Source organism: Pseudomonas lini, from assembly GCF_964063345.1.
GTDB classification, from domain to species: domain Bacteria; phylum Pseudomonadota; class Gammaproteobacteria; order Pseudomonadales; family Pseudomonadaceae; genus Aquipseudomonas; species Aquipseudomonas lini_B.
Genome location: NZ_OZ061318.1, coordinates 1,122,113 through 1,136,016, shown reverse-complemented (window position 1 = coordinate 1,136,016; position 13,904 = coordinate 1,122,113). Strand labels below are relative to the sequence as shown.

General features: G+C 59.4%; 10 protein-coding genes. 9 read left to right on the top strand and 1 reads right to left on the bottom strand.

The window, feature by feature from the left end; genetic code table 11:
- The first annotated feature begins 43 nt into the window (after positions 1–43).
- From prpC to prpD, 4 genes are all read left to right on the top strand, one after another.
- Positions 44–1,171, top strand: a complete 1,128-nt coding sequence (prpC, locus tag AB3226_RS05185; RefSeq protein WP_367372282.1) for a 2-methylcitrate synthase — start codon at positions 44–46, stop codon at positions 1,169–1,171.
- Between the two features lie 204 nt (positions 1,172–1,375).
- The gene (acnD, locus tag AB3226_RS05180; RefSeq protein ID WP_367372281.1) at positions 1,376–3,973 is read left to right on the top strand and encodes a Fe/S-dependent 2-methylisocitrate dehydratase AcnD; all 2,598 of its coding nucleotides are present in this window, start codon (positions 1,376–1,378) and stop codon (positions 3,971–3,973) included.
- Between the two features lie 70 nt (positions 3,974–4,043).
- Positions 4,044–5,234, top strand: a complete 1,191-nt coding sequence (gene prpF / locus AB3226_RS05175; RefSeq protein ID WP_367372280.1) for a 2-methylaconitate cis-trans isomerase PrpF — start codon at positions 4,044–4,046, stop codon at positions 5,232–5,234.
- 227 nt (positions 5,235–5,461) lie between these two features.
- The gene (prpD, locus tag AB3226_RS05170; protein WP_367372279.1) at positions 5,462–6,946 is read left to right on the top strand and encodes a 2-methylcitrate dehydratase; all 1,485 of its coding nucleotides are present in this window, start codon (positions 5,462–5,464) and stop codon (positions 6,944–6,946) included.
- 405 nt (positions 6,947–7,351) lie between these two features.
- On the opposite strand, the gene AB3226_RS05165 is transcribed toward prpD, so the two are convergent.
- Positions 7,352–8,170, bottom strand: a complete 819-nt coding sequence (locus tag AB3226_RS05165; protein WP_007902088.1) for a pyruvate, water dikinase regulatory protein — start codon at positions 8,168–8,170, stop codon at positions 7,352–7,354.
- A 174-nt stretch (positions 8,171–8,344) separates the two neighbouring features.
- On the opposite strand from AB3226_RS05165, the gene ppsA reads away from it, so the two are divergent.
- From ppsA to AB3226_RS05140, 5 genes are all read left to right on the top strand, one after another.
- Positions 8,345–10,720 carry a phosphoenolpyruvate synthase gene (gene ppsA, locus AB3226_RS05160; protein WP_367372278.1) on the top strand — a complete coding sequence of 792 codons (2,376 nt, stop codon included), beginning with the start codon at positions 8,345–8,347 and terminating at the stop codon, positions 10,718–10,720.
- Between the two features lie 193 nt (positions 10,721–10,913).
- A complete protein-coding gene (locus tag AB3226_RS05155; RefSeq protein WP_367372277.1) occupies positions 10,914–11,903 on the top strand; it encodes an alpha/beta fold hydrolase in 990 nt (329 codons plus the stop codon).
- 174 nt (positions 11,904–12,077) lie between these two features.
- Complete coding sequence (gene rraA / locus AB3226_RS05150) at positions 12,078–12,569, top strand: ribonuclease E activity regulator RraA (protein ID WP_367372276.1); 492 nt, start codon at positions 12,078–12,080, stop codon at positions 12,567–12,569.
- A gap of 25 nt (positions 12,570–12,594) precedes the next feature.
- Positions 12,595–13,590, top strand: a complete 996-nt coding sequence (locus tag AB3226_RS05145; RefSeq protein WP_367372275.1) for a zinc transporter ZntB — start codon at positions 12,595–12,597, stop codon at positions 13,588–13,590.
- Positions 13,591–13,653: 63 nt separating this feature from the next.
- Positions 13,654–13,902, top strand: a complete 249-nt coding sequence (locus tag AB3226_RS05140; protein ID WP_367372274.1) for a CrfX protein — start codon at positions 13,654–13,656, stop codon at positions 13,900–13,902.
- The last annotated feature ends 2 nt before the right edge of the window (positions 13,903–13,904 follow it).

The following is a 13,904-nucleotide window of genomic DNA, read 5'->3' as shown; positions in this document are numbered from 1 at the left end:
ATTTGCCGATTCCCTAACAAATTCAAGAAAACTGGAGACAGCAATGGCCGAAGCAAAAGTACTCAGTGGCGCCGGGCTCCGTGGCCAGGTTGCCGGACAAACCGCACTGTCCACCGTGGGCCAGTCGGGCGCAGGCCTGACCTATCGCGGCTATGACGTTCGCGAACTGGCGGCTGACGCACAATTCGAAGAAGTGGCTTACCTGCTGCTGTACGGGGAGCTGCCAACCAAAGCGCAACTCGCTGCCTACACCGAGAAACTGAGCAAGCTGCGCGACCTGCCGCAAGCGCTGAAAGAAGTGCTGGAACGCATCCCCGCCGACGCCCACCCGATGGACGTTATGCGCACCGGTTGCTCGTTCCTGGGCAACATCGAACCGGAGAAAGACTTCTCCGAACAACACGACGTGACCGACCGCCTGCTGGCCGCGTTCCCGGCGATCATGTGCTACTGGTATCGCTTCAGCCACGACGGCAAACGCATCAATTGCGTGACCGACGAAGCCTGCATCGGCGGCCATTTCCTGCACCTGCTGCACGACAAGAAACCGAGCGAGTTGCACGTCAAAGTGATGAACGTTTCGCTGATCCTCTACGCGGAACACGAGTTCAACGCCTCGACGTTCACCGCACGGGTTTGTGCATCGACCCTGTCGGACATGTACTCCTGCGTCACGGCGGCCATTGGCTCGCTGCGCGGTCCGCTGCACGGCGGCGCCAACGAAGCGGCAATGGAAATGATCGAGCGCTTCAGCTCGCCGGAAGAAGCGATCAAAGGCACCCTCGGCATGCTCGAGCGCAAGGACAAGATCATGGGCTTCGGCCACGCGATCTATAAGGACAACGATCCGCGCAACGAGGTGATCAAGGGCTGGTCGAAAAAACTCGCAGACGAAGTCGGCGACACCGTGTTGTTCCCGGTTTCCGAAGCCATCGACAAGACCATGTGGGAGCAGAAGAAACTGTTCCCGAACGCCGACTTCTACCATGCGTCGACGTACCACTTCATGGGCATTCCGACCAAGTTGTTCACACCGATCTTCGTCTGCTCGCGCCTGACCGGCTGGGCGGCGCATGTGTTCGAACAACGTGCCAACAACCGCATCATCCGCCCGAGTGCCGAATACGTCGGCGTCGAACAGCGCAAGTTCGTGCCAATCGAACAACGCTGACTGGGGGAGGCCTGACACAGGGATTTGAACGTTACGCAAATCCCTGTGGGAGCGGGCTTGCCCGCGATGACGGAGTCACATTCGACATAAATGTCGCCTGACCCACCGCAATCGCGGGCAAGCCCGCTCCCACAGGGGTTGTGTTGAATTCAAACCGAATGCCAGGCGCCCACCCTTTGAAACCACCGTGACCGAGTCCTGACGATGAACACTGAATTCCGCAAACCGCTGCCCGGCAGCCATCTGGATTATTTCGACGTCCGCGCGGCGGTCGATGCCATTGCGCCCGGCGCCTACGACACCCTGCCGTACACCTCCCGCGTGCTGGCGGAAAACCTCGTGCGTCGCTGCGACCCGGCCACGCTCACCGAATCCCTGAAGCAATTCATCGAGCGCAAACGCGATCTCGATTTCCCGTGGTTCCCGGCCCGCGTGGTGTGCCACGACATTCTTGGCCAGACCGCTCTGGTCGACCTCGCCGGCCTGCGCGATGCCATCGCCCTGCAAGGTGGCGATCCGGCGCAAGTGAACCCGGTGGTGCCGACGCAGTTGATCGTTGACCACTCCCTGGCCGTTGAACGCGGTGGCTTCGATCCCGAGGCGTTCGAGAAGAACCGCGCCATCGAAGACCGTCGCAACGAAGACCGTTTTCACTTCATCAACTGGACCAAAAAAGCCTTCAAGAACGTCGATGTGATCCCGCCGGGCAACGGGATCATGCACCAGATCAACCTGGAGAAAATGTCGCCGGTGATTCAGGTGCGTGACGGCGTGGCCTTCCCCGATACCTGCGTCGGCACCGACAGCCACACCCCGCACGTCGATGCGCTGGGCGTGATCGCCATTGGTGTTGGTGGCCTGGAAGCGGAAAGCGTGATGCTCGGTCGCGCATCGTGGATGCGTCTGCCGGAAAGCGTCGGTGTCGAACTCACTGGCAAACTGCAACCGGGCATCACCGCCACCGACATGGTGCTGGCGCTGACCGAATACCTGCGCAAACAAAAAGTCGTCGGCGCATGGCTGGAGTTTTTCGGTGAAGGGGCTTCGGCGCTGACCTTGGGCGACCGCGCGACCATTTCCAATATGGCCCCGGAATACGGCGCCACGGCGGCAATGTTCTACATCGACCAGCAGACCATCGACTACCTGAAACTCACCGGCCGTGAAGACGAGCAAGTGCAGCTTGTGGAGAACTACGCCAAGCAGACCGGCCTCTGGGCCGACAGCCTGAAAGGCGCGCAGTACGAGCGCGGGCTGAGCTTCGACCTGTCCTCGGTGGTGCGCAACATGGCCGGCCCGAGCAACCCGCACGCCCGTGTCGCTACGTCCGATCTCGCGGCGCAAGGCATCTCCGGCCAGTGGGATGACGTGCCCGGCCAGATGCCGGACGGCGCGGTGATCATCGCCGCCATCACCAGTTGCACCAACACCAGCAACCCACGCAACGTGATTGCCGCGGGCCTGCTGGCGCGCAACGCCAACAAGCTCGGGCTGAGCCGCAAGCCGTGGGTCAAATCCTCGCTGGCGCCGGGCTCGAAAACCGTGGCGCTGTATCTGGATGAAGCCGGGCTGACTAAAGAACTGGAGCAACTCGGCTTCGGCGTCGTGGCCTTCGCTTGCACCACGTGCAACGGCATGTCCGGCGCACTGGACCCGGTGATCCAGCAGGAAATCATCGACCGCGATCTGTACGCCACGGCCGTACTCTCCGGTAACCGTAACTTCGACGGGCGGATTCACCCGTACGCCAAAAACGCATTCCTGGCTTCGCCGCCCTTGGTGGTCGCGTACGCCATCGCCGGGACCATTCGTTTTGACATCGAAAAAGATGTGCTGGGCCTGGACGCGAGCGGCAAGGAAATCCGCCTGAAAGACATCTGGCCGAGCGACGAAGAAATCGACGCGGTGGTGAAAGCTTCGGTCAAACCGGAGCAGTTCCGCCAGGTGTACATTCCGATGTTTGCCATCCACGAAGACACCGGTCCGAAGGTAACGCCGCTGTATGACTGGCGCGAAATGAGCACCTACATCCGTCGTCCGCCGTATTGGGAAGGCGCGCTGGCCGGCGCTCGTCCGCTCAAGGGCATGCGCCCGCTGGCGGTGCTGCCGGACAACATCACCACCGATCACCTGTCGCCTTCCAACGCAATCATGCTCGACAGCGCCGCCGGTGAATACCTGGCGAAAATGGGCCTGCCGGAAGAAGACTTCAACTCCTACGCCACCCACCGCGGCGACCATTTGACCGCGCAGCGCGCGACGTTCGCCAACCCGAAACTGTTCAATGAAATGGTTCAGGAAAACGGCAAGGTCAAGCAGGGTTCCCTGGCGCGAGTCGAGCCGGAAGGCCAGGTCATGCGCATGTGGGAAGCGATCGAAACCTACATGGAGCGCAAGCAGCCGCTGATCATCATCGCAGGCCAAGACTATGGTCAGGGTTCGTCCCGCGACTGGGCGGCCAAAGGTGTGCGTCTGGCGGGTGTGGAAGCGATCGCCGCTGAAGGTTTCGAGCGCATTCACCGCACCAACCTGGTGGGCATGGGCGTGCTGCCGTTGGAGTTCAAATCGGGCACCGATCGTCACACTCTGGCCATCGACGGCAGCGAAACCTACGACGTGATCGGCGACCGCACCCCGCGTGCGACGCTGACGCTGGTGATCAACCGCAAAAATGGTGAGCGCGTCGAAGTGCCGGTGACCTGCCGCCTCGACACCGCCGAAGAAGTGTCGATCTACGAGGCCGGCGGCGTGTTGCAGCGTTTCGCTCAGGACTTCCTCGAAGAATCGGCGGTCGCCGTTTAAATCTCGAAGTGCGGACACGGGATATCAGGCCTGTGTCTGCCTGCTTTTACGATAAGGAGTAGGAGCACCAATGGCTAACGCACCTCAAATTAAAATCCCCGCCACCTACATGCGCGGCGGCACCAGCAAAGGCGTGTTCTTCAGCCTGAAAGACCTGCCCGAAGCGGCACAGATTCCAGGGCCGGCTCGCGATGCGTTGTTGCTGCGAGTGATCGGCAGTCCCGACCCGTACGACAAGCAGATCGACGGCATGGGCGGCGCCACTTCGAGCACCAGCAAAACCGTGATCCTGTCGAAAAGCATTAAGGCCGATCATGACGTCGATTACCTGTTCGGTCAGGTCTCCATCGACAAGCCTTTCGTCGACTGGAGCGGCAACTGCGGCAACCTGTCGGCGGCAGTCGGTTCGTTCGCCATCAGCAATGGCCTGGTGGATGCCAGCCGCATTCCACACAACGGTGTGGCGGTGGTGCGCGTGTGGCAGGCCAACATCGGCAAGACCATCATCGCCCATGTGCCGATCACTAACGGCGAGGTCCAGGAAACCGGCGATTTCGAACTCGACGGCGTGACCTTTCCGGCGGCCGAAGTGCAGCTCGAATTCATGGACCCGGCGGCGGAAGAAGAGGGGGGCGGTGGTTCGATGTTCCCCACCGGCAATCTGGTGGATGACCTCGAAGTGCCGGGCGTCGGTACGCTCAAGGCGACCCTGATCAACGCCGGCATTCCGACCATTTTCATCAATGCCGAAGACATCGGCTACACCGGCACCGAATTGCAAGGCGCGATCAACGGCGACCTGAAGGCCCTGGCGATGTTCGAAACCATCCGCGCTTACGGCGCGCTGCGCATGGGGCTGATTCAGCACCTGGACGAAGCGGCCAAGCGTCAGCACACACCAAAGGTGGCGTTCGTCGCCAAACCGGCGGATTACATTGCGTCCAGCGGCAAGGCGATTGCGGCCATCGACATTGACTTGCTGGTGCGTGCGCTGTCCATGGGCAAACTGCACCACGCGATGATGGGCACGGCAGCGGTGGCCATCGGCACGGCAGCGGCGATTTCCGGCACGTTGGTGAACCTGGCGGCGGGCGGCATCGAGCGCAACGCCGTGCGCTTCGGTCATCCCTCCGGCACCTTGCGCGTGGGCGCCGAGGCCACTCAGGTCAACGATGAATGGACCGTGAACAAAGCCATCATGAGCCGCAGTGCGCGGGTGTTGATGGAAGGTTATGTTCGCGTGCCGGGGGATTGTTTCTAACTTGAATTTAGAAGTCACCCAAAACCCTGTGGGAGCGGCGGTGCGGCGATCCGACTTGCCCGCGATGAGGCCTTCACATTCAACATCTACGTTGGCTGATTCACCGCTATCGCGAGCAAGCTCGCTCCCACAGTGGACTGCATTTCAATAACAAGAATGGCGTTACCCACTAAGATTGATCCTGAACCGAGGTCCCATCAGCGAACCACTGACCGAGTGAATCGAACATGAGCGCCAACGTCGACCTGAACAACCGCCCCGACTACGACACGGTCCTGCAGGACATCGCCGACTACGTCCTCAACTTCAAAACCGAATCTGCCGAGGCGCTGGATACCGCCCGCAATTGCCTGATGGACACCCTCGGCTGCGGTCTGCTGGCCCTGCGTTTCCCCGAATGCACCAAACACCTTGGACCTATCGTCGAAGGCACTGTCGTCCCTTTTGGCGCTCGCGTGCCGGGCACCAGTTACCGTCTCGATCCGGTCAAAGCCGCCTGGGATATCGGTTGCATCGTCCGCTGGCTCGATTACAACGACACCTGGCTCGCCGCCGAATGGGGTCATCCGTCCGATAACCTCGGCGCCATTCTCGCGGTGGCCGATCACCTGTCGCAAAAACGCCTGGCCAATGGTGATACCCCGCTGACCATTCGCGTGGTGCTGGACGCCATGATCATGGCTCACGAAATTCAGGGCGTGATCGCATTGGAAAACTCGTTCAACCGCGTCGGCATCGACCACGTCATCCTGGTGAAAGTCGCCTCGACCGCCGTTACCGCCAAGCTCATGGGCGCCAATCGCGAGCAACTGCTGTCGGCGTTGTCCCATGCCTTTGCCGATGGCCAGGCGCTGCGCACTTATCGGCATGCGCCGAATGCCGGGTCGCGTAAATCCTGGGCAGCGGGGGATGCGTCCAGTCGTGGCGTGCGTCTGGCGGACATTGCGATGCGCGGGGAGATGGGCATTCCCGGTGTGCTGACCGCCAAACAATGGGGTTTCTACGACGTACTGTTCAGCCACACCAACAACGATCTGGCGCTCAAGCCTGAAGACAAACGTGCCTTCAGCTTTTCCCGGCCGTTCGGCAGTTACGTGATGGAAAACGTGCTGTTCAAGATCAGCTTTCCCGCCGAGTTTCACGCGCAAACCGCCTGCGAGGCCGCCGTTACCCTCCACCCATTGGTCAGGAATCGCCTGCATGAAATCGACAGGATCGTCATCACCACCCACGAATCGGCGATCCGCATCATCTCCAAGGTCGGCCCGCTGGCCAACGCTGCGGACCGCGACCACTGCATCCAGTACATGACCGCCGTACCCCTGGTGTTCGGTAATCTGGTGGCCGAGCAATATGAAGACGACTTCCACGCCGTGCATCCGATCATCGACGTGCTGCGCGACAAAATGGTCATCGTCGAAGACCCACGCTTCACCCGCGAATACCTGGAGCCGGACAAACGATCCATCGCCAACGCGGTGCAGGTGTTTTTCAAGGATGGCTCCAGCACCGAGAACGTAGTGGTGGAATACCCGATCGGCCATCGCCGTCGTCGTACCGATGGTATTGCGCTGCTGGAAGACAAGTTCAAGGCCAACCTGGCGACGCGCTTCACGGCGCAGCGCAGTGCCGAGATCTTTGCGTTGTGCAAGGATCAGACGCGGCTTGAGGAGATGGCGGTCAACCGGTTTGTGGATTTGTTTGTGATCTAGTTACACCGAGTCATCGTTCAATCGCGGGCAAGCCCGCTCCCACAGGTTCTCCATTGTTTGCAAGTTTTGCATTCAACATAGATCCCTGTGGGAGGAGACGGCGGTGAACCGTTTTGTGGATTTGTTTGTGATCTAGTTATACCGCGTCATCGTTCAATCGCGAGCAGGCTCGCTCCCACAGGTTCTCCATTGTTTGCAAATTTTGCATTCAACATAGATCCCTGTGGGAGGAGACGGCGGTGAACCGGTTTGTGGATTTGTTTGTGATCTAGTTACACCGAGTCATCGTTCAATCGCGGGCAAGCCCGCTCCCACAGGTTCTCCATTGTTTGCAAATTTTGCATTCAACACAGACCCCTGTGGGAGCGGGCTTGCCCGCGATGGCGGTGGAACAGGCGCCGGAAATTACTTGAACCGCCGCTCCACACCTTTCTCTACTAAAATTTTCGCTGAGATTTCTTCCACGGAGAAATGCGTGGAATTGATGTGGGCAATGTTCTCGCGGCGAAACAGATTCTCCACCTCGCGCACTTCGAATTCACATTGCGCGTAGCTCGAATAACGGCTGTTGGGCTTGCGTTCGTTGCGAATCGCCGTGAGGCGGTCCGGGTCGATGGTCAGGCCGAACAGCTTGTGATGATGGGCGCGCAGCGCGGTTGGCAGTTGCAGGCGCTCCATGTCGTCTTCGGTCAGCGGATAATTGGCGGCGCGGATGCCGAATTGCATCGCCATATACAGGCACGTCGGCGTCTTACCACATCGCGACACGCCCACTAGTATCAGGTCGGCCTTGTCGTAATAGTGGGTGCGGGCGCCGTCGTCATTGTCGAGGGCGAAGTTCACTGCCTCGATGCGCTCCATGTAATTGGAGTTGCCACCGATGGAGTGGGATTTGCCGACGGTGTAGGAAGAATGCTCGGTCAGTTCCTGTTCCAGCGGAGCCAGGAAGGTCGAGAAAATGTCAATCATGAAACCATTGGACGTTGCGAGGATCTCACGAATGTCCTGATTGACAATGGTGTCGAAAATAATCGGACGAAAACCATCGTTTTCGGCGGCTTTGTTGATTTGTTGTACCATGGCCCGCGCTTTATCCGCGTTGTCGATGTAGGGCCGCGTGATTTTGCTGAAGGTAATGTTTTCGAACTGCGCCAACAGGCTTTGACCGAGGGTTTCGGCCGTAATGCCCGTGCCATCGGAGATAAAGAAAGCAGATCGTTTCATTTGCACCTTGGGCCTTAAGCTAGTAACGATTCTTGGATATAGTAGGCGCGATTTGTCGGCCGCCAGTGGCCAGCATTCTCACTTATTTTCCAGGTCCAGGCCATACAGCCGGCAAATGCTCCCCCGAGTCGCCGGCTTCTGAGCTTTTCCAACACAGTTAGTGGAGAGATCACCTTGGTAGAGTACGTAGTTTCCCTCGATAAGCTCGGCGTCCATGATGTAGAGCATGTGGGGGGCAAGAACGCATCCCTGGGCGAGATGATCAGTAACCTTGCAGGTGCCGGTGTATCGGTGCCCGGTGGCTTCGCCACGACAGCTCAGGCATATCGTGACTTCCTGGAACTGAGCGGTCTGAACGATCAGATCCATGCCGCCCTCGACGCGCTGGATGTCGATGATGTCAACGCCTTGGCCAAAACCGGCGCCCAGATCCGTCAATGGATCATGGAAGCCGAGTTTCCCGAGAAGCTCAACGCCGAGATCCGCACCGCGTTCGCCACGCTGTCGGCCGGCAACCCTGACATGGCCGTTGCCGTGCGCTCTTCCGCTACCGCCGAAGACTTGCCGGACGCTTCCTTCGCTGGCCAGCAGGAAACTTTCCTGAACATCCGTGGTGTCGAAAACGTCATTCGCGCCGCCAAAGAAGTGTTCGCTTCCCTATTCAACGACCGTGCGATTTCCTACCGCGTCCACCAGGGCTTCGACCACAAGCTGGTTGCCCTGTCGGCCGGCGTGCAGCGCATGGTCCGCTCCGAAACCGGCACCGCCGGCGTGATGTTCACCCTCGATACCGAATCGGGCTTCCGTGACGTGGTGTTCATCACCGGCGCTTACGGCCTGGGTGAAACCGTCGTACAAGGCGCGGTGAACCCGGATGAATTCTATGTCCACAAAGGCACGCTGGAAGCCGGTCGTCCGGCCATCCTGCGTCGCAACCTGGGCAGCAAAGCCATCAAGATGATCTACGGCGAAGTGGCCACGGCCGGTAAGTCGGTCAAGACCATCGACGTGGACAAGGCTGATCGTGCGCGTTTCTGCCTGAGCGACGCCGAAGTCAGCGAGCTGGCCAAACAAGCGATGATCATCGAGAAGCACTACAAGTGCCCGATGGACATCGAATGGGCCAAAGACGGCGATGACGGCAAGCTCTACATCGTGCAGGCCCGTCCAGAAACCGTGAAGAGCCGCACCCAGGCCAACGTCATGGAACGTTACCTGTTGAAAGAAACCGGCACCGTGCTGGTGGAAGGTCGCGCCATCGGCCAGCGCATCGGCGCCGGCAAGGTGCGGATCATCAAGGACGTGTCCGAAATGGACAAAGTCCAGCCGGGTGATGTTCTGGTTTCCGACATGACCGACCCGGATTGGGAACCGGTCATGAAGCGCGCCAGCGCCATCGTCACCAACCGTGGCGGGCGTACCTGCCACGCGGCGATCATCGCTCGCGAGCTGGGTATCCCGGCCGTGGTCGGTTGCGGCAACGCCACTCAGCTGTTGAAAGACGGCCAGGGTGTGACCGTTTCTTGCGCTGAAGGCGACACCGGTTACATCTTCGAAGGCGAACTGGGCTTCGACATCAAGAAAAACTCCGTGGATGCCATGCCGGATCTGCCGTTCAAGATCATGATGAACGTCGGCAACCCGGACCGCGCCTTCGACTTCGCGCAATTACCGAACGCCGGTGTGGGCCTGGCCCGTCTGGAATTCATCATCAACCGCATGATTGGTGTTCACCCCAAAGCGCTGTTGAACTACGACGGTCTGCCGCAGGACATCAAGGACAGCGTCGACAAGCGCATCGCCGGTTACGACGATCCGGTTGGCTTCTATGTCGACAAACTGGTTGAAGGCATCAGCACCCTGGCCGCTGCGTTCACCCCGAAAAAGGTCATCGTGCGTTTGTCGGACTTCAAGTCCAACGAATACGCGAACCTGATCGGCGGCAAACTCTACGAGCCGGAAGAAGAGAACCCGATGCTGGGCTTCCGTGGCGCTTCGCGTTACATCAGCGAATCGTTCCGCGACTGCTTTGAACTCGAGTGCCGCGCCCTCAAACGCGTGCGCAACGAGATGGGCTTGACCAACGTCGAAATCATGGTGCCGTTCGTCCGTACACTGGGCGAAGCTAGCCAAGTGATCGATCTGTTGGCCGAAAATGGCCTGGCCCGCGGCGAGAATGGTCTGCGCATCATCATGATGTGCGAGCTGCCGTCCAACGCGATCCTCGCGGAAGAGTTCCTCGAGTTCTTCGACGGCTTCTCCATCGGCTCCAACGACCTGACTCAGCTGACACTGGGCCTGGACCGTGACTCCGGGATCATCGCGCACCTGTTCGACGAGCGTAATCCTGCGGTCAAGAAGCTGCTGGCCAATGCTATTCAAGCGTGCAACAAGGCCGGTAAGTACATCGGCATCTGCGGTCAGGGTCCTTCGGATCACCCGGATCTGGCCAAATGGCTGATGGAACAGGGCATCGAAAGCGTTTCGCTGAACCCCGATTCCGTGCTGGAAACGTGGTTCTTCCTGGCTGAAGGTCAGGCTTCGGTCTGATGGTGTGAACGGGCCGCTCTCTGTGGGGGCGAGCCTGCTCGCGATGGTCGCAAACGATAACGCGTACTTGCGGGATAAACGCGTTGTTCTGGCGTCCTTCGCGAGCAGGCTCGCTCCCACACTGGCCGGCTCTTTTAGATATTCAAGTAGGGCGGGCTCCTCTGGACGCCGCCCTTTTTTGTGCAAGAGCATTATGCAAAGCAGCAGCAACCTATTTCCTGTCGCCCTGATCAGCGCCGAGCGGCGCGGTGATCTGAGCGAAGACGTCTATCGTTTGAAACCCGGCAACAGCCCCGACGGCACAGTCGAACTGGCTGTGACGCGCCTGGGTCTGGCCGATGAGCCGGCGGTGCGTGGTGTGCCGGTGATTCTGTTGCACGGCAGCTTTTCCAATCGACGATTCTGGTTCTCTCCCAAAGGTCTGGGGTTGGGGGCTTATCTGACGCGTCTGGGGTTCGATGTGTGGATCCCGGAAATGCGCGGTCATGGCCTGTCTCAGCGCAACCAGGACTATCGCAAGAACCGCGTCGCCGACTACGCGCGTTACGATTTGCCGGCCATTGGCGCGTTCGTGCGCGAACAAAGCGGCCAGGTCCCACACTGGATCGGTCACTCGCTGGGTGGCATTACGCTGGCGGCGGCGCTGGGCGGGGAATACATCGGCGAGCCTGTCGTCGCGTCTGCGGCGTTTTTTGGCACACAGGTCAGTCGCACCTACTGGCCGTTGAAGTTTCCGCCTGTGGAGTGGAGCGGGCGCTTCATTCTCAAGCGATTTGCCCAACTGTCAGGTTCACGGCTCAAGCGCGGCCCGGAGGACGAGCCAATTGGCCTGGCCCTGGAAAGCATGCGCTGGTACGGGTTGTTCGGCCGTTTTGGCGATGCCGACAAAGACTGGTGGGCGGGTTTGGCCGAGGTTCAGTTACCGGTGTTGGCCGTGAGTGCCGCGGGCGATCATCAGGACCCGACCTGGGCCTGCCGCAAGCTGTTCGATCAGGTTGGCTCCGAGCACAAGCAATTCATCACCCTTGGCCGCGAACAAGGCTTTGGCGATAATTTCGGTCATGTGGAAATGCTTGTCAGCAAGGCTGCACAGACTGAAGTCTGGCCGTTGGTGGCGCGTTGGCTGGCGGATCAACAGACGCCTTTGCTGGGTGGAAAGCCGGATTTAGCCGCAGCAGTTTGAGCCTGATGCTCTAACAAGGGCATTTCGCTCGGAACGGCTTGCGGCTAAGATATGACGCATTAAGCGGTTCTGGTCACTTTTGGTGACTGTTTCGATCGGCGCGTTTACAGCCGTTCAGCCTTGGCCCGCGTATGCTGCCTACTCGATTGTCTTCCTCTTCACAGGAGTTTCTCGATGAACCATTACATCACGCCTGACCTGTGCGACGCCTACCCGGAGCTGGTGCAGGTGCTGGAACCGATGTTCAGCAATTTCGGTGGCCGTGATTCTTTCGGTGGCGAAATCGTGACCATCAAATGTTTCGAAGATAATTCGCTGGTCAAGGAGCAAGTCGCGCTCAAGGGGAACGGTAAAGTGCTGGTTGTCGACGGTGGCGGTTCCCTGCGCCGCGCGCTCTTGGGCGACCTGCTGGCCGAGAAAGCCGCCAGTAACGGTTGGGAAGGGCTGGTGGTCTACGGTTGCATCCGCGACGTCGACGTCATCGCGCAAACCGATCTGGGGGTTCAAGCCTTGGCCAGTCACCCGATGAAAACCGACCGGCGCGGTGTTGGCGAACTCAACGTTGCCGTGACCTTCGCGGGTGTGACCTTCCACCCGGGTCACTATGTTTACGCGGACAACAACGGCGTGATCATTTCGCCAAGCCCGCTGCAGATGCCTGAATAAAGCGCGTTTCATTAAAGGGGTGAGGATGTTCGAGGAAGAAAACGCGCAGTGGGGGCTGGTGCACGCCCTCGTGCTGGACGGTAAAGGCAGTGCGCGTTCGATAGCCCGGACTGAACTCGATGACTTGCAGTTGCAGGCCCATGAAAGCCTGTGGTTGCACTGGGATCGTAGTCACCCGCAAACCCAGACCTGGCTGCGTAAATACAGCGGTCTGAGTGAATTTAGTTGCGACTTGTTGCTGGAAGAGAACACCCGGCCGCGTCTTTTGCCGCTGCCGGACTCCGAGCTTTTGCTGTTTCTGCGCGGGATTAACCTCAATCCTGGTGCCGAGCCGGAAGACATGGTCTCGGTGCGGATCTTCGGTTCGGCCCAGCGGGTGATCTCCCTGCGTCTGCGGCCATTGCGCGCCACTGATGAGTTGCTGGTGCAACTGGCCGAAGGCAAAGGGCCGAAAACCGCCTCCGAACTCATTCTTTATATGGCGCAATACCTCACCAATAAGGTGCAGGATCTGGTCAGCTGCCTCTCGGAAATCGTCGATGAGGAAGAAGAAAAGCTGGATACCGACGAACGGTATACACCGGAGCATGGAGCCGTTTTGCAGATCCGTCGCAGGGCGGCCGCACTGAAACGTTTTCTGGCACCGCAACGGGATATTTTCGGGCAACTGACCCGGATAAAACTGCCGTGGTTCGTCGAAGACGATGGCGATTACTGGAACGAATTGAACAACAGCCTGACCCGTTATCTCGAGGAGCTGGAATTGACCCGGGAGCGCGTGGGGTTGGTCCTGGAGGCCGAAGACCGGCGTCTGACCGTGCGCATGAACCGCACGATGTACCGCTTCGGGATCATCACCGGGATCTTTTTGCCGATGAGTTTTCTGACCGGTCTTTTGGGTATCAACGTCGGCGGCATTCCGTTCTCCAGCAGCCCTTATGGCTTCCTGATCGCCTGCTTGCTGGCAGGCTCGGTAGCGCTGGCGCAGTGGTGGCTATTCCGACGGTTGCGCTGGTTCTGATGATGAGTCATGTGACCCGACCAAATTTGACCGCGTCTTTCACAGATATCACGAGAGGTGCGTATGCACGATCCGTTTGAACAATCTTTGCGTGACATGCTCAAAGCTTCGCCGTCCGCCCGTGACGACGATGCCTGTCTGGGTCGCGTGCTGAAAACCGCCAACCGCCAGGTCGGTGCCGGCGATCTGTTCAGCCTGCTGGGCCGCTGGTTGCCCGCGTTGATGATCGCCCTGAATAACGGATCGGCCCATATCTCGCCGGTTTCCCGTCTTCGTAAACCTACCGCTCGCACTGCTGATAAGGCTGATTGAAT